The organism is Streptomyces sp. Ag82_O1-12 (assembly GCF_900182715.1).
GTDB classification, from domain to species: domain Bacteria; phylum Actinomycetota; class Actinomycetes; order Streptomycetales; family Streptomycetaceae; genus Streptomyces; species Streptomyces massasporeus.
Genome location: NZ_FXUW01000001.1, coordinates 3657126 through 3676313, shown reverse-complemented (window position 1 = coordinate 3676313; position 19188 = coordinate 3657126). Strand labels below are relative to the sequence as shown.

Genomic DNA, 19188 nt, shown 5'->3' with positions numbered 1-19188 from the left:
CCGTCCACGCGGTCCACGCGATCCATGCGGTCAAACGATGTTGCCACCGATGGCATCTTTGAGGCAAGGTGTTTGCCAAGCCAGGAACACCCTCCGCAGAAGGGACTGTCCGTGCAGATGGAACCAGGCGAGGCCCCGGCGTGTCCGTCGCGCCGGCCGGCCTCGGGCATCCATGAGGTGGTGGCCGGCATCGCACGGCTGCGCCCCATGGCCGTCGCCCTCGTCCAGGGCGACCGCACCAGGACCTACCAGCAGCTGGACGCGGCGGCCGACGCGTGGGCCGCCCGGCTGGCCGGGGCCGGGGTCGCGCGGGGCCAGCTGGTGCCGATCCTGATGCCGCGCGGCATCGAACTCGTCACCTCGATCCTGGCCGTGCTGAAGCTCGGCGCGGCGTACGCGCTCTGCGACCCCGCCTGGCCGGACCGGCGGCTGGAGGAAGTGGCCGGCCAGCTCGGCGCACGCGTGCTGGTGACGGACCCGGACGGGGCCGGGCGGACCTCTCTCGCCACCTGGCTCCCCCCGCGAGGGGGCGAGAGGACCCCGGACGGCTTCCGTGCCGCGACCGTCACCGGCACCGACCCGGCCTGCGTGTTCTTCACTTCCGGCACCACCGGCCGGCCCAAGGGCGTGCTGTCGCCGCACCGGGCCACCACGCGGCTCTTCCACCCGGAAGGCTTTCTCCCGTTCGGCCCCGACACGGTGATGCCGCTGGCCGCCGCGCTGCCCTGGGACGCCTTCTCCCTGGAGCTATGGGCGGCGCTGCTCAACGGCGGCACCTCCGTGATCGTCGACGAGCCGTACCTGTCGGCCCAGTCCCTGCGGGACGGCATCTCCCGGCACGGGGTGCAGACGGTGTGGCTCACCAGCAGTCTCCTCAACATGATCGTCGACGAGGACCCGGGGGCCTTCGGCGGTCTGCGGACCGTGATCACCGGTGGGGAACGGCTGTCCGCCTCCCATGTGCGCGCCTTCCTGCGCCGGCACCCGGGCGTACGCCTGGTCAACGGGTACGGCCCCGTGGAGAGCACCGTCTTCGTCGCCACCCATGACCTCGCACCGGCCGACTGCGAACTGCCCGACGGCGTTCCGGTCGGCCGACCGGTGCCCGGGACCGGCATCCACGTCCTCCAGGAGGAGCGGCCCTGCGCCGTGGGCGAGACCGGCGAGATCTGCGTCACCGGCGAGGGACTGGCCCTGGGGTATCTGGAGCACGGCGAGCCGAGCGGGACCGCCTTCCCGTCCCTGATCCTCGGCGGAAGGACCGAACGGGTCTACCGCACCGGCGACCTGGGGTACTGGGACGAGCGGGGAGTGCTGCACTACCGGGGCCGGGCCGACCGTCAGCTGAAGGTCAGGGGGCACCGCGTCGAGCCCGCCGAGATCGAGCGGCAGATAGAGGAGTTGCTGCCCTCCGTCCGGGCCTGCCGGGTGGTGGCACGCCGTGACGCCACGGGTGCGGCTCAGGGACTGCTGGCGTTCTGCGTGCCGGCCGCCCCCGGTGATCCCCTGGCGGGGGCGTCGGCCGCGCTGCGCTCCGCCCTTGTGCCGTACCAGCGGCCGGAGCTGGTGATCAGTGTCGACGCGTTTCCGCTCACTCCGACGGGCAAGCTCGACGAGCGCCGCCTGCTGGCCGGTGCTCCCCGCCCCGGTGGCACCCGGCCTGCGGCCCCGTCCCGAAGCAGGCCGGGGGAGGACGGCGGGGACGAGACGGTCCGGCTGGTCCGCGAGGCGTTCGCCGCGGTCCTGGACACCGACGACGTACCGCCGGACGTGCCGTTCGCCGAACTCGGCGGTACCTCTCTCGCCGCCGGACGGGTGTGCGCCCGGCTCGCGGCCCGTCTGGGATCCCCGCTGCCGCTGTCGCGCTTCTTCCGGGACCCGACCGTGACCGGAGTGGCCGCATGGCTCGCCGGGCAACGCCGGGCGACGGACGCCGCTCCCGCCCGGCCCGGCACGTCGCTGTCCGGCACGTCGCCGTCCGGCACGTCGCTCTCCGATTCGGCGATCTCCGGTACGCCCCCGCAGGCCGCGGCCGTGGACAGCTTCCCGGAGGTGCCGCTGACGCCCATGCAGACGGTTCATCTCACCCGTCACCTGCTCGATCCCACCGACCGGACCGCGTACTGCATGGTGTTCTGGACGGTCACCGGACCGCTGGACCGCGCCGCGCTGGCCGCGGCCGTCGCACGGGTCCACCGCCGTCATGAGCCGCTGCGCAGCGCCTACGTCATCGCCCCCCGGCCCACCGCCCTGGTCACGGACATCGAGGCGCCGGAGCTGGAGACGCTGCCCGCCCGGCCCTCGGTCGAGGAGGCGGTCGAGACGCTGCGAACCGAGCTGTCCGACCTGCTGGAGATCTCCGAGGGGGAGGTCTGGCGTGCCGCTGTCGTGCCCGTCGACGCGGCGGACACTGCGGACACGGCGGTGTTCGGGTGCGTGGTGCACCACATCGCATTCGACGGCTGGTCGGAGTCGGTCCTCGCGCGGGAACTGGCGGCTGCCTACAACGCGGTGCCGGGAAGCGGTGAGCACACCGCCCCGCCTCCCCCGTCCCTCGCCGAGGCCTGGCACCGCCGGACCGCGCGGCGCGAGCGGGCCGATCTGACGTCCCAACGCGCCTTTGTGGCAGAGGAGTTGGCGCACACTCCCGAGCTGCGCTGGCCCGCCCCCGGGGAGGCGGGCGGGCCCCGTACGCCGCGGATCGCCGAAGTCCTGCTCAGCCCGGCCGAGTTGGCCGCGGTCGATGCCCGGGCCGCCGACGCCGGCGTCACCCGTTTCGTGGTGCTGCTCGCCGCCTACGCGCAGACGCTCGCCGGCATCACCGGGCAGCGGGACTTCGCGGTGGGCGTCCCGGTGGCCCAGCGCGCGGACGACGGTCTCGACCGGGCCATCGGCTGCCACGTGGAGACCGTGTGCGTGAGACTGCGTGGCTCCGTTTTCACCGGCGACAACTCCCTCCCGGCTGTCCGCCGGTCCGTCGAGCGGGCCTTCTCCGCCCAGGATCTGTCGCTGCCTGAGGTTCTGGAGATCGTCCGGCCGCGCAGGAGCGCCCGGCCGCCCCTCTTCCAGACGCTCTTCGTCCTCCAGGACAACGCCTCCGCCGACCTCCGGCTCGACGGCCTGCGCACCCGTTTCGTGCGCCCGCCCTACCTGGACCTGCCGCTGGAGGCACACACGGAGGTCTGGCCCCTTCCCGACGGCGGAGCCCGTCTCGTGCTCTCGTCCCGGCCGGACGCGCTCGGCGACCGGACCGCGCACGAACTGCTCAAGCGCTTCGCCGACCGTCTGCGCACCGCGAACCGAGGAGACCACGATGACCTTGGCAGTCCCCGCCCCTGAAGTGCTGATCGACCCCGAACTGCACGCCACCGGAGACCCGCACGCCCTCTGGCGCTGGATGCGGGCCCATCAGCCGGTGTACTGGCACGACCCCGGCGCCCTGCCCGGCTTCTGGTCGGTCACCCGTTACGACGACGTACGGGCCGTCTGCCGGGACCCCGGGACGTTCAGTTCCGAACAGGGCATCGTGCTGCGGCCCGAGAGCCATGGAAAGGACCCCGGCGGCGGCCGGACGCTTGCGCTGACGGACCCGCCGCGCCACCGGCAACTGCGCGCCGTGGTCGCTGACTGGTTCACCACCCGGTCGGTCCGCTCCCTGGAGGACTCGATGCGCGGGGTGGTCCGTTCGGTGATCGCGAGAGCCGTCGAGGCGGGCGGCTGCGACTTCGTCACCGACGTCGCAGCCCGGCTGCCGCTCTACGTGATCTGCCACCTCATGGGGGTCCCCGAGGAGGACCGCGAAAAGCTGTTCCAGCTGGCGAGCGTGGCGTTCGGGACCGCCGACCCCGTCGCCCAGAGCGCGGCCCACCAGGAGATCATGCAGTACTTCGTCGAGCTCATGTACCAACGGATGGAGGAGCCCGCCGACGACCTGGTGAGCGCTCTGGCGAACAGCCCGGTCGACGGTGAGCTCCTGCCCGAGGACGACATCCTCCTCAACTGCGACAACCTGCTGGTCGGCGGCACCGAGAACGTCCGGCTCGCGACCTCGGGCGGCATGCTCGCACTGCTGGAGCGTCCCGAGCAGTGGCAGCGCCTGGCGGCCGACCCGGGACTCCTGCCGACGGCGGTCGAGGAGATCCTGCGCTGGACGTCCAGCGCGAACGTCGTCATGCGGGTGGCCACCGCGCCCACGGTGATCGAGGGACGGCGGATCGAGGCGGGAGACCGGCTCATGCTGTGGATTCCCTCGGCCAACCGCGACGAGCGGGTCTTCACGGACCCCGACCGCTTCGACCCGGCCCGCCGGCCCAACCGCCACCTCGCGCTCGGCGCGGGCGAGCACTTCTGCCTCGGCTCGCTGCTGGCCCGGACGGAGATGCGGGTGCTGTTCCGCGAACTGCTCGACATGGCCGTACGGGTGGAACAGACGGGGCCCGCGGTGCCCGTGCGCTCGATCGTGGTCAACGGGCTGGAGAGCCTGCCGGTGCGGATCGTGCCGCGCTGACTGCCGGGGGCGGGACCTTCGGCTCTCGTACGACCCGTTCGCGGGGCCCGGCGCACCGTCCAGGGCGCCGGGCCGGTCGTCGTAGCCGGAGTGACGCCGTGGCGGACCGGGAGGACGGCGGAGGACCGGCGGCCGTCATGAGCCGACGCTCCCCACCGGCCACCGGGGCCGGCCGGGCGGTCAGCCGGTGGGGAACTTCGACCGGCCGGTGTTCTCCAGGGTCTCCGCCAGCACCCGCCAGATCTCGGCGGCCAGATCGAGGTACGACGTGCGACGGGCCTCGTCGCCCAACTGCTTGAGCTGGGCGAGCCCCTGGGCCTGATGCCCCTCGACGATCATGAGCAGGCTGTCGAGGGTCTGCAGCCGGATCCGGTCCCGGTAGGTCAGGACGAGTTTGTCGAGGTCCAGCCCGTCATGGGCCGCCCTGGCGTCCTCGTACCGGCCCTCCTCGAACGCGAGGTGCGCCTGGAGCACCAGCAACTCCTGCTGCTGGACGGGCGTACCGACGAGGGCCAGCGCTGTCTCCGCCTCCGCCAGGCACGTCCGGGCCTGCTCGGTGAGGGCGGGCCTGGACTGCAGAAACAGGGAGGCCGCCGCGAGGCGCAGCCGCGCCCACAGGACGGGATCGACGCGGCTTTCCAGCGCCTGCATCGCCTGCATCAGGTACGCGTGAGCCGACTCGTCGTCCCCGTAGCGCGAGCTGACCGTGGCCGCCGACCACAGGGCCTCGACACGCAGCGTGTCGGTCCTGTCCGCCACGAGTTCGACCAGCTCCTGCGCGTGCGCCTGGGCGTCCGGCAGCCGGCCGGCCTCCGCCTCGACCGAGACGAGCACCAGCAGGGCGGTCCCGGAGTCGGAGGTGGACAGCTCGGCTTCCTGTGCCTCGTGGTAGGCCTGCACGGCGAGTTCGAGCGCCCGGGCGACCTGGCCCGTCGACCGCAGGCACCGGGCGAGCTGAGTCCTGGACCTGCACTGCAGTGCCGGGAGCTCGAGCTCGTCCGCCACCTTGGCCAGCTCCTCGAGGCACGCCTGTTCCTCGGTGCGCTCACCGCGCCGCTGCCAGTACCGGGCGATCAGCCACAGGGCCTGCCAGCGCAGCAGCGGATCCTCGTCCTGGGCCGTGGCGAGCACGTCGATCAGGTCCTCGACGGCCTCGTCGGTGTCCGAGGAGGTGGCGATGCTCAGTCCCTGCGCGAGCGAGCTGCCGCCGGGGAGGGCGTCGAAGGCCGAGCGATCCACTTCCAGTCGCTTGGCAAGGTAGGTGATCACTCGGTCAGTGGGTTGCCGGGCACCTGACTCCAGGCGTGACAAGTACCCCGTCGAGATTCCTTCGCCGGCCAGTGCGGCCTGGGAAAGTCCGCGCTGCAGCCGCAAGGCCTTGAGGCGTGCTCCGAAGGACGACTCTTCTGTCATGTGGGTCCCGCAATCAACTCTCGCGTACGGCCATGGTCGACCCCCCAAATGCACTGTCCGCATCCTAGCCGTGTCCGGCACAAGCTGACAAACCAGTTGCCGAGGCAATGACAGCCGGTGGGGCAAGGCTCACCCGCCAGTTGCCTAAATCCGCGAAGAAGATTGGCAACCCTTGGCAAGAAAGTCTTGCCAAGTGATCGTGGGACGCCCTAGGTTGATGCACGTCCAGCCGCACCAAGCGCCTGTACAGCGAGTTCCATCCCTCTCTGCATCCCTTGCCGGGGATCTTCTGTCTGGAGACGTTCATGCGTGCACGCGTCCTCGCCACCTCTGCGGCGCTCCTGCTCTCCCTTGCCGCGGCCCTCCTGGTCGGTGGCGGGTCCGGTATCGACTGGCCGGCGGGCGGTGAATCCACCGTCGCCCACGTCGAGGTCGGGGGTGGCGACATCGACTGGCCGTGACGTCGGCGCGTGGTTGCCAAAATTGACAAGGCTCCTTGCCAAGCAAGCTCAAGCCGGTTGGCAAACAGTGTCATGATCGCTTCAGGCCGAGTCGCTCGATCAGGCCCAACCCATCCGGGCCTTCGCCCAACCCCTCGGGCCCTTCGCCCGAACCATCCCGGGCTTCGCCCGACTTCTCCGGGCCTTCGCCCACCCCACCCGGGCCTTCGCCCACCCCATCAGGGCCTTCGCCCACCTCATCGACGAAGAACGGAGCTCTAACCAGTGTCCGTGCAGACGATCTACGCCCCCACGCAAGCGCCCGAACTGACCGAGGAACAGATCGCGCAGTTCGAGCGGTCCGGTTTCCTCGTGCTGCCCGGGTTCCTCCCCGACGACCTGGTCGCCCGGGTCAAGCCGGAAGTCGACCGCTGGGTCGACCACGGCCTGCGCGCCCAGGCCATCGCGGCCGTGGTGGACCCCGAGAACAACGGCACTCCGGCGGTCATGGAACTCGACATGCCCGCCCACGGCGAACTCCTCACCCACGAGCCGCTGCTGCGGGTGATCGGACAGCTGCTGGGTCCGCGGTTCGTGTTCCATCACATGCACAGCGACCGCCACGCCCCCGACCTCCCCGGGAAGGCCTGGCACCACGACTACGAGCAGCGAATCCAGTCGCACCGCACCCACGCCATGGTGCACGCGCTGCACTACCTCGACGGCATAGACCCGCAGATGGCCGGCCTCGCCGTCCTCCCCGGCTCGCACCGCGAGGTGGCCGAGAAGACCGCCCGCGTCCACCTGGGCACCGAGGTGCTGCCCGGCGAGCTGTTCATCGAGGACCTGCGCCCCGGATCGACCGTGCTGCTGCACTCCGCCCTGTTCCACGCCCGCCGGGCGAAGCCGGAGTACCCGGGCCGCCCGCGCTACTTCGTCGACGCCTCCTACTGCCAGGCCGGGACGCTGTGGCCGCCGGTGAAGCCGTACTGGCGGGAAATGCTGAGCCGGGCGCGCGAGCTCGGGCTCGCGGGCGCCGACTGGCCGGACCTGTTCGCCGAACGCCACTTCAGCGACTACGCGAAGCCCGAGTAGGGGGCGGCCACATGCTGTACGCGGGAGTTTCATGGCACGCGGGCGGCTACCAGCTCGCGGTGATCGGCCAGGACGGCCGGCGCGTCCCCGTGCCCGACGCATACCCGTCACACCGCGCGGGTGAACTGATAGCGGAACTGGGGAAGCTGGGCGAGGAGCTCACCGTCGTGGTGGAGAGCACCAACGGCACCCTGGACGGCCGCATGATGGCGGCGGGTCTGCGCGTCCACCGCGCCGACCCCTGGATGCTGCCCGACCGGCCGCTGCTCGGCTCCGTCCCGGTGGAGGAACTGGCCCGCGCGAGCCTGCGCCGGGCGACCGGCCTGGTGCCCCTGGAGGCCCACCGGGGCACCCAGACCGGCCGCGAGGGTGAACTGGCCGCCTGGATCGAGTCGTCGGCGGCGGCCGAGCGTGAACTCACCGCCGTCGGCCGCTTCTTCAGCCACGGCAGCCGCGACCGACGCCAGGTCGCGCTCACCTTCGACGACGGGCCACTGCCGCCGTACACCGGCCGGATCCTCGACATCCTGGAGCGCTACGGGATCCCGGCGACGTTCTTCTGCGTCGGGATCAACGCCGGCGGATTCGCCGAGGACCTGACGCGGATGCGCGAGCAGGGGCACGCCATCGGCAACCACACCTGGTCGCATCCGTTCCTCCCCGAGCTGTCGCGGCCCCAGCTGGCCGAGCAGATCAACCGCACCGCCGAGGCGATCGCCGAGGCGAGCGGGGGCGGGGCACCCGGGCTGTTCCGGCCGCCGTACGGGTCGCGGACGCCTCAGGTGATGGGCTGGCTCTCGGAGTTCGACGCCACCACGGTGCTGTGGGACGTGGCGCCGGACGACTGGGCGCTGCGGCGGGCCGAGACCATCGCGCGCGACGTGCTGGCCGACGTCAGGCCCGGCTCCGTCATCCTGCTGCACGACGGCGGCGGCGACCGCACGCCCACCGTGGAGTCACTCCCGCTGATCATCGAGGGACTGCTCGAGCGCGGGTACGAGTTCGTCCGCGTCGACGACATGCTCGCGCACACCGGGTCCGGCCTTGCGGGTGCCGCATGAGGAACTGGGCGGGCAACATCACCTTCGGGACGGCGCGGGTGTCGCGGCCCGAGTCGGTCGACGAGCTGCGCCGGATCGTCGCGGGCAGCGAACGGGTCCGGGCGCTCGGCGCCGGGCACTCCTTCAGCGGGATCCTGGCGACGACGGGCAGCTTCGTACGGCTCGACGGGTTGCCGCCGGCCGTCGACATCGACGCGGAGGCCGGTACGGCCACGGTGACCGCGGGCATGCGGTACGCCGACGTGGCCGCCGAACTGCACCGGGCGGGTTACGCGCTGGCGAACCTGGCGTCGCTCCCGGACATCACGGTCGCCGGGGCGTGCGCCACCGGCACCCACGGGTCCGGCGACACCCAGCGTGCTCTGGCGGCCGCGGCGACCGGGCTGGAGATGGTCGGCCCGGAGGGCGATCTGGTCGCTCTGCGACGCGACGTCGACCACGACACCTTCGCCGGATCCGTGGTCTCCCTCGGGGCCCTGGGCGTCGCCACCCGGATGACCTTGGAGATCGAGCCGTCCTTCGAGGTGGCCCAGTCGGTGCGCGTGGCGGTGCCGCTCGCAGAGGTCCAGGGCCGCTTCGACGAGGTGTTCGGCGCCGCTTACAGCGTCAGCGTGTTCACCCAGTGGGCCGACGACGCGACCGTGTGGCTCAAGCGGCGCACCGACCGGCCCGTGGCGGACCTGGACCTCGGAACGCCGGCCGAGGGTCCGCTGAACCCGGTGCCAGGGGCCGACCCGGCGCCGTGCACGGTCCAGCGGGGTGTGCCCGGCCCGTGGCACGAGCGGCTGCCGCACATCCGTACCGGCACCGCCCCCCGGCTCGGCGACGAACTGCAGTCGGAGTACTTCCTGCCGCGCTCCGCCGCCCCGGCCGCTTTCGCCGCGCTGCGCGAACTCGGCGCTCTCCTCGGCCCGGTCCTCCACGTTGCCGAGGTACGGACCGTGCGCGGCGACGACCTGTGGCTGAGCCCGGCGTACGAACGGGACTCGGTGACGTTCCACTTCACCTGGATCAAGGACATCGCCCGCGTGCCGCCGGTGATCGCCGCAGTGGAGAAGGCACTGGTGCCGCTGGGAGCGCGTACGCACTGGGCGAAGCTGACGGCGATGACCGGGGCCGAGATCCGGTCCGGTTACCGTCGCGCGCCCGACTTCCAGGAGCTGACGCGGAAGTTCGACCCGGACGGCAAGTTCGGCAACGACTTCGTCGACGAACTGTTCTCCTCCCCCATCGAAACCCCTTGCCCCCAGCCGACCCGGGAGACGCGCGCGTGGAAAAGCGACCTCTGAGCAGGACCGAGCGGAAGGTCTCCGTCGTCGGTCTCGGCACCTGGCAGTTCGGCGACGGATGGAACGAGGTGGCCGAGCGTGACGTCCGCGCCATCCTCGACACGGCCGTCACCTCCGGTGTCGACTTCATCGACACGGCCGACGTCTACGGCGACGGCCGCAGCGAGCGGCTGATCGGGCGGTTCCTGAGGGAGTTCCGTACGTCGCCGGGCGAGCGGCCCACCGTGGCGACCAAGATCGGGCGGCGCGGCCCGCAGGAACTCGGGGCGTTCACCCTCGGCAACTTTCGCGAGTGGATCGACCGTTCGCGGGCCAACCTCGGTGTCGACACGCTCGACCTGGTGCAGCTGCACACCCCGCCGGACGCCGTGTTCGCGTCCGACGCGGTGTACGACGCGCTCGACGTGCTGGTCGACGAGGGCCGGATCGCGGCGTACGGCGTCAGTGTGGAGACCTGCGACCAGGCCATGTCCGCCCTCGCCCGGCCCAACGTCGCGTCGGTGCAGATCATCCTGAACGTGTTCCGGCGCAAGCCGCTGGAGCGCGTCCTGCCCGCCGCCCGGGCCGCCGGCGTGGGCGTCATCGCCCGGGTCCCGCTGGCGTCCGGCCTGCTGTCCGCGAAGTTCCGGCGGGACACGGTCTTCGCCGCGACCGACCACCGTGCCTACAACCGGCACGGCGAGCAGTTCGACGTGGGCGAGACCTTCTCCGGCGTCGACTACGAGACCGGCCTGGAAGCCGCGGCCGAGTTCGCCGGCCTGGTGCCCGACGGCCTCACGGCCGCGCAGCTCGCCCTGCGCTGGGTCACCCAGCAGGACGGCGTCACCACGGTGATCCCGGGCGCCACCTCTCTCGCCCAGGCACGGGCCAACGCGGCGGTCGGCTCCATGGCACCGCTGCCCGAGGAGACCCTCGACCGGCTGCGCGAGCTGTACGACCGCCGGATCCGGGCCCAGGTGCACCACCTCTGGTAACCGCAGGCCGCGGCCGGGGCCACACCCTGACCGCGGGCCGACCCTCCCCACCCAGGAGCCACAGGATGAACATCGCCGGAGAGACCGTTCTCCTCACCGGTGCGACCGGCGGCATCGGCCGGGTGCTCGCCGAGCGCCTGACCGAGGCGGGCGCCGACCTGATCGTGACCGCCCGCGACGCCGACGCGCTGCGCGAGCTCGCCACCGCGGTCGGTGCCCGATGGGTGCCCGCCGACCTCGCCGACCCGCGCGAGGTGACCGACCTCGCCGAACGCTGCGCCGGCACCAGCATTCTGGTGGCGAACGCGGCGCTGCCCGCCAGCGGTGACCTGCTCGAGTACACGCCCGAGCAGGTCGACCGGGCCCTGGCGGTGAACCTGGGCTCGGTGGCCGTACTGGCCCGGCTAATCGCCCCGGCGATGGTCGGCGCGGGACGGGGGCACCTCGCCTTCGTCGGCTCCATGTCGGGGAAGGCCGCCACCCCGTACTCCTCGCTGTACACCGCGTCGAAGTTCGGTCTGCGCGGCTTCGCCCACGCCCTGCGGCTGGACCTGCGCGAGGCGGGCGTCGGGGTCTCGCTGATCCAGCCGGGCTTCGTCGGTGAGGCCGGCATGTTCGCCAGGACCGGGGCGCCCCTGCCGCGCGGCGCGCGCACCGTCACCCCGGACCAGGTCGCGGCGGCGGTGATCCGGGCCGTCGAACGCGACCGAGGCGAGATCAACATCGCGCCGGTCAAGCTCCGGCTGCTCTGCGCCCTCGCGGTGCAGTTCCCCGCCGCCGCGGCCTGGATCCAGCGGCAGGGCGCCCCGGACGACACCGCCCGGCGGATCGTCGACGCGCAACGGGCCTACCGGTGAGCCCCGGTGTCCGACGGCCGAACCCCACCCCCACAAGGAGCAGGCACATGAAGGAAAGCGTTCTCGTCATCGGCACGGGGTTCCAGCACTTCAGGGAGTACGCGCTGCGCGGGCTGGCGCAGCGGTACCGCGTCGTCCTCGTCGCGCGATCCCCGCTGGAGTGGGAGCTGCCGTACGTGGCCGAGTACCGCGAGGCGGACCTCCAGGACGAGGCCGCGGTCCTCGCCGCGGCCGAGGACCTGGCGGCGCGTAACCGGATCGTGGGCGTCGTCACCTGGGACGAGTGGCTCGTGGCGCAGGCCGCCGAGATCGGCGCGCGGCTGGGCGTGCGGTCCATGCCGACCGGGGCGGCGCGGTCGTGCCGCGACAAGGCGATGCAGCGCGCGCGGTTCCAGGAGGAGGGCGTCCCGTCGGCGCGGTTCCACCTGGCGGCCTCCGTGGCCGAAGCGGTCGCCGCCGCCGACGAGATCGGCTATCCCGTGGTGGTGAAACCCCGTGGCCAGGCCGCGAGCATCGCCGTCACGATCGTTCACAGCGAGGCCGAGCTGCGCGAGACCTTCGAGGTCGTCCGCGGCGCGGAGAGCCCGTCCATCGGCGACGGACTCGTCCTGATCGAGGAGTTCCTGTCCGGCCCGGAGATCGCGGTGGACAGCTGGGTGCTCGACGGCCGGGTCGAGCCCTTCTCGATCTCGGCGAAACGCACCGACTACCCGCCGTTCTTCGAAGAGGTGGCGCACGTCGTCGGCAAGGTCCTCGACAGCGGGACCGAGGCCGCGGTCCGCGACGTGGTGGTCGCCGCGAACCGGGCCCTCGGTGTCGACCGCGCGGTCACCCACACCGAACTGATGCTCACCGCCGACGGGCCCAAGGTGGTTGAGGTCAACGGCAGGCTCGGCGGCGACCTCATCCCGCGCCTGGCCGAGATCGCGATTCCAGGGCTGTCCATCGGCGGCGTCCTCGGCGCGGTCGCCACCGGCCGCGAACCGGACCCGATCCCGGAGCCGGACCGCCTGGTCGGCATCCGCTTCCTGTACCCGGGTGCCGACCTGACGTTCGACGACATCGAGGTGCCGGCCGCGCTCGCCGACGAGCCCTGGGTGCACGAGGTGCGGCGGGTAAGCGAGCCGGGGACCGAACTCCGGCTGCCGCCCCGGCAGTTCCTCGGCCGGGCCGGCTACGTCATCGCCACCGGCGCCGACATCGCCGAGATCGACGCGCGGCTGCTGGCGCTGGCCGACAGCACCACCGTCGTCGGCGAACCCCTGGGCGTCTGAGCCTCAACCACCACCATCCACCACCCCCTTGCACCACGAATGGAGAGAAACGTGAAGAAGGCCCTGATCTTCGGCGAGTACAAGATCGCCCGCTTCCTGCCCGTCCTGCGCGACCGCGGCTACACGGACTTCGTCGTCTACTCGGCCATCGAGTTCGACTCGGCCCTCGAGTTCGACGACGAAGGGGTGGAGGTCAAGCTGCTGAGCCTGGACTGGACCGCGGACGACGTGGTCCGGGTGCTGGAGGCCGAGCGGCCCGACGTCGCCATCGCCAACCCGTACGCCCACGGCCAGGAGCAGCTCCCCATCGTCTACGGACAGGCCGCCGCCCGCTGGGACGGCCGGTTCGTCGCGCACTCAGCCGCGTTCGCCGAGGTGGCCTGCGACAAGGTCAAGCTGCACGAAACCGGCGTGGAGCGCGGCTGGCCCGTCCCGGCGGGCGCGGTCTGCGCGGACGCCGGCGCGGTCGCCGACGCCGCCCGGGAGCTGGGCTTCCCGCTCGTGATCAAGGAGGCCCAGGCACAGGCGGGCGACGGCCGGTTCTACGCGGCGTCGGCCGAGGAACTCGAGGCGGTGCTCGCGGCGGGCCTGGCGTTCCCCACGATCGTGCAGAGCTTCAAGCAGGGCGTCGAGACCGGCATCGAGCTGATCAGCGCGGGCGGTGAGCTCATGCGCTGGCCGGTGGTGTCCATGGGCCCCCTGGACGCCGGCCTCGACCCATCACTGCGGGCGCGCGTCGCTCCGTACACCCTCCCGGAGGGCGCCACCGCGCGGCTGGAGGCGTTCCTGACCGACATCCAGGAGAACTTCGCCCCGTACGGACCGTGGCAGATCGACTTCGCCGTGGTCGGGGACGACATCGTCGTCCTGGAGATCAACCCGCGTCTGGGCGGCCTGTCCGACCTGGGGCTCACCGGCACCGGCACCGACCCGCACGCGGTGTTCACCGGGACCGCGCTCGGCGAGCCGCTGCCCGAGGTCCGCACGCGCGCGGTGGCGATAGAACTGCCGTCGACCGAGATCCCCGGCGTCGAGGTGCCCGCGCACCCCGAGGGCGCCGACGTCATGCGGGTGACCGCGCGCAAGCCGACCAACCGGTGCTTCATCAACACCGACCGCATGCAGCTGGTCACCACGATCGGCGACCTGGAGGCGGGCCGGCGCTGGGTCAAGGAGCTCGACGCCGCGGGCCTGTTGCGCTGCTCGACGGAATCGGCATACCGGCAGCTGGAGCAGGGTTTCGAGATCTTCGACGGAAAGGCGGGGTCGTGATGAGGGTGCTGATCGCCGGTCTGGGCGAGAACAAGGAGTTCGGCCTCAAGTCGCTGCGGGACGCCGGGCACTTCGTCGGTGTCATCGACCTGCCGCACCGCGTCCCGATCAACCAGTGCGACTGGTGGCGCGCGGGCGACCGGTTCTCGGTCGACTCGATGCTCGAGGCGGCGAGCTCGGCCGACTTCGAGTGGGACGCGATCCTGTGCTGGGAGGAGCTGTCCACCGACGTCGCCCGGGAGGTCGCCCGCAAACTCGGCGTCGCGGCGACCCGGATGCCGGCGGGTGTCTTCCGCGACAAGGGCCTCATGCACGACCGTCTGCGTGAGCAGGGCGTTCCCTCGCCCCAGCTCGGCGTGGCCCGTGCCGTCGAGGAGGGCGAGCGGCTGGCCGAGGGCCGGTTCCCGGTCGTGGTCAAGCCGACGGACTACGGCGGCAGCGGCGGCGTCAAGGTGGTCGACGAACCGCGGGACTTCGCCGACGCCTTCCGGGCCGCCGCCGCGCTGTCGGCGAGCGGGCGAGTGGCGGTGGACCGCTACGTCGTCGGCACGGAGTACAGCGTCGAGGCCGTGACCTGGGCGCCCGGGGACACGCAGATCATCGCGATCACCGAGAAGCACCTGACCAGGCCGCCGTACTGCGTCGAGGTCGGCCATGTGTCGCCGGCGACGGTGCCGGACGCGGACCGCGAGCTGCTGTCGGCCGCGACGGTCCGCGCGCTGGAGGCCCTCGGCATGGAGGCGGGCGTGTGCCATGCCGAGTTCCGCATGAGCGACACGGGCCCGATCCTCATGGAGGTCGCCGGACGCCCCGCCGGCGACCAGATCCCCCGGTTGGTGGAGCTGGCCACCGGGTGGAACCTGAACACCGCGGAACTCGCGGCTGTGGTGGGCGAGCGCACAGCGCCGGGGACGCCGCCCGCGCAGTGCTCGGCCATCCGGTTCTTCGTCGGCAACGGCGAGACACCGTTCCGCCACCGGGTGACGCTGGACGGCGCGAGCAGGCCGCCGCTGCTGGGAACCCTGCGCGAACTGCGCTACTTCGCGGCTGAGGGCACGGTGCCGCGGGTGCCGCGCGGCCCGGAGGACCGGGTGGGCTACGCGCTGTTCGCGGGCACCCGCGCCGAGGTCCTCGCGGCCCTGGCCGAGCTCGACCAGGGCGCGGAGGTCTACCGCGGTGACTAGCACCCACGTCGAGCCGCGCGGTACGAGCGGACCCGAAGACCGGACGCAGCCGTCGAGCGAGCCCCCCACACCGGGCCGGAGCCTGTGGCACAACCGCGACTTCCTCAAGCTGTGGTCGGGGGAGACGGTCGCCGCGTTCGGCGCCCAGGTGACCCAACTGGCGCTCCCGCTGCTGGTGCTGGGCCTGGGCGCGAGCGCGACGCAGGTCGGTGTCGTCTCGGCGATGCAGTACCTGCCCGCGCTGTGCGTGACGCCGTTCGCCGGCCTGCTGATCGACATGTTCGACCGCCGGCTCATCCTGCTGGTGGCGAATCTCGTGCGCGTCACGGCGCTCGCCATGGTGCCGGTGCTCCACCTCGTCGAGGCCCTGTCCGTCCCGGCACTGTGCGTGATCGCGTTCCTGGTCGGTTCGGGCACCGCGGTGTTCGACGTCGCCTACCTGGCCTATCTCCCGGCGCTGGTGCCGCGGCAGCACCTCGTGGACGCCAACAGCAAGCTCCAGGGCTCCTACTCCGTGGCCCAGATCGGCGGTCCCGGCGTCGGCGGCCTGCTGATCAGGGCGCTCGGCGCGTGGTTCGCGATCCTGGCGAACGTCGTGGCCTATCTGGCGGCGTTCGTGACCATGTTCCTGATCCGCCACCGGGAGCCGCCGCGCACGCCGGCGGACGAGACCGCCAGACCCCGTCTGGCCGACATCCTCACCAGCTTCGGACTGCTGTGGCGCCATCGGATCCTGCGGGTGCTGACCTTTCAGGCGGGCTGGTTCAACCTGTGCGAGCAGGCCATCCTGACGTTGTTCCTGGTCTACTCGGTCAAGGAACTGGGGATGGACGCGGGCGGGGTCGGCTTCGTCCTCGCCCTCGGCAGCGTCGCCTCGCTCGCCGGGGCGGTGGTGGCCAAGCGGGCCGGAAACCGCTTCGGGTTCCCCAGGGTCCTGATCCTGGCCATGGGCTTCGCGTCGGTGGCGCCGACGCTGCTGCTGCCGACCGGCGGGAGCACGCCCTGGAACTTCGTGTCGGCGACGCTGACCTTCGCGGTCTATGGGTTCGGTCTGACCATCTACAACGTCCACGTCGTCGCGTTCCGGCAGTCGGTGATCCCGTCCGAGGTCCTGGGCCGGGCGACGGCGGCGTACCGGATGCTCACCTACGGGCCGTTCCCGCTGGGCGCGTTCCTCGGGGGCCTGATGGGCGAGCGGTTCGGCCTGTGGAACTCGATCCTCGTCTTCGCGATCGCCTCGGTCGCAGGCTGGTCGCTGTTCGCCTCGGCCTGCTGGAGGCTGCCCGCCGCGGCGGCCGAGAAGACACCGACGGCGTAGTTCGGGAAGGTACGGAAAATGACCTGGCTGGTCACAGGCGGTGCGGGGTACATAGGGGCGCACGTGGTCGCGGCGCTGCGGGAAGCCGGTATGGGCGCGGTGGTGCTCGACGACCTGTCGTCGGGCTTCGCGGACCGGCTTCCGGCGGACGTGCCCTGCGTGGTCGGGTCGGTGCTCGACGGCCACCTCGTGGAGGGGGTGCTGCGCGACCACCGGGTCGACGGAGTCATCCACCTCGCCGCGAAGAAGCAGGTCGCCGAGTCGGTCGGTGATCCGCTGTTCTACTACCGGGAGAACGTGGAGGGCCTGCGCGTTCTCCTCGACGCCGCGAGCAGGGCGGACGTGAAGCGGTTCGTCTTCTCGTCCAGCGCCGCGGTGTACGGCAGCCCGCCCACCGAGTACATCACCGAGGAGACCCCCTGCCACCCGGTGAACCCGTACGGCGAGACGAAGCTGGCGGGGGAGTGGCTGGTGCGGTCGGTGGCGCACGCGACCGGGGCGGGCTACGTCAGCCTGCGCTACTTCAACGTGGCCGGGGCGGGCACCCCCGAGCTCGCCGACCGGCAGGCGACCAACCTCATCCCGATGGTGTTCGAACAGCTCGCGCTCGGCAGGCGGCCGGAAGTGTTCGGGGCGGACTACCCGACTCCGGACGGGACCTGCGTACGGGACTTCATCCACGTGTCCGACCTCGCCGCCGCTCACGTGGCGGCGGCGAGGCGGCTGACCGCGGACGCCGGCGCGCGGCTGACCCTCAACGTCGGGCGCGGCCTCGGGGTGTCGGTGCGGGAGATCATCACGCTGATCGGTGAGGTGACCGGGCGCCCGGTCGAGCCCACGGTCCTGGAGCGCCGTGCCGGCGACCCGGCGCGGGTGGTGGCCTCGGTCGACTCCGTCCTGCGCGAACTGGGCTGGAGCGCGCGGTTCGGGGTGCGGGAGATGATCTCGTCGGCCTGGGCGGGTTGGCAGCCCTGCTTCTTGCCCACATGAGGAGGTCGGTCTCGTCGACGACCAGCACCGCCCGGTCGTCGTGCAGGTGCTCCACCACATAGCCGCACACGTCGTCGCGGACCTGATCGGCATTCCACTTGGCCCAGCCCAACAGGTGCTGCATGCCGTCCGGAGTGGCCTCGCCAACCCACTCGGCGATGGTCCAGCAGATCGCGCGCTGCGGGTCGGCCAATAGACCGAGCACCAACCGCGCCGCCCTGCGCCCGGGTTCGACCCGGGCGAAGCACCCCGCGATCCGGCCCATCAGGTCCTCGAACGCGTCCCGCCAACGGGCGGGTTCTATGCTGTGACCTGGGGCCACCGTCTCTTCGTCAGTCCACAACTCACGATGATCAACGGTGGCGGCCGCACCCGTCTCCACAACGCGTCAGGGTCGCGCAGTTCCGCCTGCCGTCCTGAGTCAGGAGGACATGTGCAACGTGGCGAAGTCTGGTGGGTGGAGTTCGACGAGCGGCGGCTGGTCGTACTGCTGGCGGCAGACGACGTGTCCAGGATCCGGGCGATGCAGGTCGTCACTCCTGCGGGCGTCGACATCAGCGGTCTGGGCGTCGAAGTGCAAGTAGGTGCCATGGAAGGACTGCCCTTTGAAGGCGTGCTGCGCTTCGCGTTCCCGCGCCCGGGCTTTACCCCCTGCACGTGGCTGACCACCGTGTCCCAGGACGACCTGATCGAGCGGGCGGGCGTCCTGTCCTCCGCGAAGCTCAACGAGATTGAGGACGCCCTCCGTCTCGGTGAACAGGCGAGGGCACGGACCCCGGCGACAACCGCGAAGCTCAACGAGATAAGGGCCGCCCTCCGTCTCCGTGAAATCGGGTAGGCGGAGAGGCGCCACTCACCATCGAGATCACGATCTACGGCTGGAGTGCTACCCCTTCCTTCTGTGGCCTCGGCAGAATTCGAACCTGCGACTTCGTCCCGAGGCCAACTTGGGTGGGCCCTAGACCTCAGGGCCGTGCGGCTCACGCCTGCTGCGATGGTCCGCAGGGGGTGTGCGCGGTTGTCCGCCGCTGTTCGTCGGCGTTGTCACGCAGTTAGACACTCACACGGCAAGTTGGTCGGAGCCTCAGTCGCCTGCGAACCACAAGTAGCTGCCTGGGGTAGCCGCGCACTGTTCCAGCATCGCTGTGAGATCGTCCAGCGCAGCGAGTTGACGCTCATCAGCGCAACTTCCCCTCAGGCCGTGGATCTCCTGGAGGGCGGTCGCGGCCTCTTGCTCGTTCATCAACGTGTCCCCGTACGGATCGACGGCGGTGAGCCTTCCGGGTACTCCGAGGAGCTGGAGCGAGCCGAGTGCATCGGCCAGCGCGTCGCCGTGCCCGTAGGAGCTCCGCAGCAGCGTTGCGCGGGACTTGCGCCAGTTGTTGCGTGCCGGCCGTGACGCGTGCAGCTCCAGATCAATCCCCATGTTTCATGATGACGCGCTGCGCTGCTGCACAGCCACGACTGATCACCGGCTGCCGAGACCTGCGGCCATCTGATCGGAGCTTGCAGGT

At 71.6% G+C, this 19188-nt stretch carries 16 protein-coding genes and 1 pseudogene; 14 read left to right on the top strand and 3 right to left on the bottom strand.

The window, feature by feature from the left end:
- Positions 1-180: 180 nt before the first annotated feature.
- Together QOL88_RS16740 and QOL88_RS16735 are read left to right on the top strand one after the other, a co-directional pair.
- Positions 181-3339: a non-ribosomal peptide synthetase gene (locus QOL88_RS16740; RefSeq protein ID WP_283445896.1), complete on the top strand. Its 3159-nt coding sequence runs from the start codon at positions 181-183 to the stop codon at positions 3337-3339.
- Positions 3314-4507, top strand: a complete 1194-nt coding sequence (locus tag QOL88_RS16735) for a cytochrome P450 (protein WP_097217188.1) — start codon at positions 3314-3316, stop codon at positions 4505-4507. The genes QOL88_RS16740 and QOL88_RS16735 overlap by 26 nt, the downstream gene beginning before the upstream one ends.
- A 180-nt stretch (positions 4508-4687) precedes the next feature.
- Here the strand turns inward: QOL88_RS16735 and QOL88_RS16730 are convergent, their stop codons facing one another.
- On the bottom strand, positions 4688-5920 hold the full coding sequence (locus QOL88_RS16730) for a helix-turn-helix domain-containing protein (protein WP_097217187.1): 1233 nt from the start codon (positions 5918-5920) through the stop codon (positions 4688-4690).
- A 305-nt stretch (positions 5921-6225) separates the two neighbouring features.
- Here QOL88_RS16730 and QOL88_RS16725 point away from each other — a divergent pair, with 305 nt between their 5' ends.
- From QOL88_RS16725 to galE, 11 genes are all read left to right on the top strand, one after another.
- Positions 6226-6381, top strand: a complete 156-nt coding sequence (locus QOL88_RS16725) for a hypothetical protein (protein ID WP_179878880.1) — start codon at positions 6226-6228, stop codon at positions 6379-6381.
- Between the two features lie 264 nt (positions 6382-6645).
- The gene (locus QOL88_RS16720) at positions 6646-7455 is read left to right on the top strand and encodes a phytanoyl-CoA dioxygenase family protein (RefSeq protein WP_257027790.1); all 810 of its coding nucleotides are present in this window, start codon (positions 6646-6648) and stop codon (positions 7453-7455) included.
- A gap of 11 nt (positions 7456-7466) precedes the next feature.
- The gene (locus QOL88_RS16715; protein WP_097217186.1) at positions 7467-8516 is read left to right on the top strand and encodes a polysaccharide deacetylase family protein; all 1050 of its coding nucleotides are present in this window, start codon (positions 7467-7469) and stop codon (positions 8514-8516) included.
- Positions 8513-9805, top strand: a complete 1293-nt coding sequence (locus QOL88_RS16710; RefSeq protein ID WP_097217185.1) for an FAD-binding protein — start codon at positions 8513-8515, stop codon at positions 9803-9805. Before QOL88_RS16715 ends, QOL88_RS16710 begins: the two co-directional genes overlap by 4 nt.
- Positions 9787-10779, top strand: a complete 993-nt coding sequence (locus QOL88_RS16705) for an aldo/keto reductase (RefSeq protein ID WP_097217184.1) — start codon at positions 9787-9789, stop codon at positions 10777-10779. The genes QOL88_RS16710 and QOL88_RS16705 overlap by 19 nt, the downstream gene beginning before the upstream one ends.
- Positions 10780-10844: 65 nt before the next feature.
- Positions 10845-11636: an SDR family NAD(P)-dependent oxidoreductase gene (locus QOL88_RS16700; protein WP_097217183.1), complete on the top strand. Its 792-nt coding sequence runs from the start codon at positions 10845-10847 to the stop codon at positions 11634-11636.
- Positions 11637-11683: 47 nt separating this feature from the next.
- Positions 11684-12910: an ATP-grasp domain-containing protein gene (locus tag QOL88_RS16695; RefSeq protein ID WP_097217182.1), complete on the top strand. Its 1227-nt coding sequence runs from the start codon at positions 11684-11686 to the stop codon at positions 12908-12910.
- Positions 12911-12961: 51 nt separating this feature from the next.
- On the top strand, positions 12962-14182 hold the full coding sequence (locus QOL88_RS16690) for an ATP-grasp domain-containing protein (protein ID WP_097217181.1): 1221 nt from the start codon (positions 12962-12964) through the stop codon (positions 14180-14182).
- Positions 14182-15366 carry an ATP-grasp domain-containing protein gene (locus QOL88_RS16685; RefSeq protein WP_097217180.1) on the top strand — a complete coding sequence of 395 codons (1185 nt, stop codon included), beginning with the start codon at positions 14182-14184 and terminating at the stop codon, positions 15364-15366. Before QOL88_RS16690 ends, QOL88_RS16685 begins: the two co-directional genes overlap by 1 nt.
- Positions 15359-16684, top strand: coding sequence for an MFS transporter (locus tag QOL88_RS16680; protein ID WP_179878879.1), 1326 nt, complete (start codon positions 15359-15361; stop codon positions 16682-16684). The genes QOL88_RS16685 and QOL88_RS16680 overlap by 8 nt, the downstream gene beginning before the upstream one ends.
- Positions 16685-16702: 18 nt before the next feature.
- The gene (galE, locus tag QOL88_RS16675) at positions 16703-17674 is read left to right on the top strand and encodes a UDP-glucose 4-epimerase GalE (protein WP_097217178.1); all 972 of its coding nucleotides are present in this window, start codon (positions 16703-16705) and stop codon (positions 17672-17674) included.
- Positions 17675-17681: 7 nt separating this feature from the next.
- Here the strand turns inward: galE and QOL88_RS16670 are convergent.
- Positions 17682-17939, bottom strand: a pseudogene (locus tag QOL88_RS16670) (transposase); the annotation flags it as partial.
- Between the two features lie 168 nt (positions 17940-18107).
- Between QOL88_RS16670 and QOL88_RS16665 the strand changes: the two are divergent.
- A complete protein-coding gene (locus QOL88_RS16665) occupies positions 18108-18512 on the top strand; it encodes a putative type II toxin-antitoxin system PemK/MazF family toxin (protein ID WP_097217177.1) in 405 nt (134 codons plus the stop codon).
- A gap of 246 nt (positions 18513-18758) precedes the next feature.
- Here QOL88_RS16665 and QOL88_RS16660 read toward each other — a convergent pair whose 3' ends face one another.
- A complete protein-coding gene (locus QOL88_RS16660; RefSeq protein WP_097217176.1) occupies positions 18759-19100 on the bottom strand; it encodes a hypothetical protein in 342 nt (113 codons plus the stop codon).
- Between the last annotated feature and the right edge of the window lie 88 nt (positions 19101-19188).